This is a genomic window from Pseudomonas sp. QTF5 (assembly GCF_000512695.2).
Lineage (GTDB): Bacteria > Pseudomonadota > Gammaproteobacteria > Pseudomonadales > Pseudomonadaceae > Aquipseudomonas.
The window spans coordinates 1-330 of the sequence record NZ_AZRW02000090.1 but is presented as its reverse complement, the minus strand read 5'-3'; the positions used below and the strand labels follow the sequence as shown (position 1 = coordinate 330).

The following is a 330-nucleotide window of genomic DNA, read 5'->3' as shown; positions in this document are numbered from 1 at the left end:
CCCTGACGGGAGCGTCCATTCCCGTCAGGGGATGCGTACGTCTTCCGCTCAGGCGCGTTGAGAGGAAGGCAGCATGAAAGTACATAGCCATACGGCCGTGTCTGCGCCTTCCGGCGCTCCGCAGCAATGGCACGACATCGACTGGTGTCGTGTCCAGCGGAATGTCCGGGCGATGCAGCTACGGATTGCGAAGGCTTGTCGGGAAGGCAATTGGCGCAGGGTTAAATCCTTGCAACGGATGCTGACTCGCTCTCGTTCGGCCAGATACTTGGCTACACGGCGAGTCACTGAAAACCAGGGCAAGCGCACGGCGGGAGTCGACCGCGTGCT

1 protein-coding gene is annotated in these 330 nt (G+C 61.2%); it reads left to right on the top strand.

Annotated features, from left to right (window positions below; translation table 11 throughout):
• Positions 1 to 73: 73 nt before the first annotated feature.
• The coding region (locus tag IC37_RS28685) for a reverse transcriptase N-terminal domain-containing protein (RefSeq protein ID WP_177409436.1) at positions 74 to 330 on the top strand (257 nt) is incomplete at its 3' end.